The sequence below is a fragment of the Vogesella mureinivorans genome (assembly GCF_007644035.1).
In the GTDB taxonomy this organism is placed as follows: domain Bacteria; phylum Pseudomonadota; class Gammaproteobacteria; order Burkholderiales; family Chromobacteriaceae; genus Vogesella; species Vogesella mureinivorans.
Genome location: NZ_VMTV02000635.1, coordinates 1 through 372 on the forward strand (window position 1 = coordinate 1; position 372 = coordinate 372).

At 71.0% G+C, this 372-nt stretch carries 1 protein-coding gene; it reads right to left on the bottom strand.

Annotated elements, in window-relative coordinates:
* Positions 1-372, bottom strand: a 372-nt coding sequence (locus FLQ44_RS17035) for an ATP-binding cassette domain-containing protein (RefSeq protein ID WP_147695364.1), incomplete at its 5' end; no start/stop codon positions are given.

The window sequence follows — 372 nt, forward strand, 5'->3', positions numbered from 1 at the left end:
TCACGCCGCCACCGCCCGCTCGAACACCTCGAGGCAGCGCGCCTTGATGGCGACGAAGCCGGGATCGGCCAGCGCTGCCGTCCCGCGCGGCCAGGGCAGGCCGATGCGCAGGTCGTCCGCCACCGTGGTCGGCCGCCGCGTCAGCATCAGCAGCCGGTCCGCCAGCACGATCGATTCTTCGAGGTCGTGCGAGACGAGGATGGTCGTCACCGCGCGTTCCTTCAGCACGCGCTGCAGCAGCACGCGGAGCGACAGCGTCGTCTCGTAGTCCAGCGCCGAGAAGGGCTCGTCCAGGAACAGCACCTCCGGCTCCACCGCCAGCGCCCGCATGATGGAGACGAGCTGCTGCTGCCCGCCCGAGAGCTCGTAGGG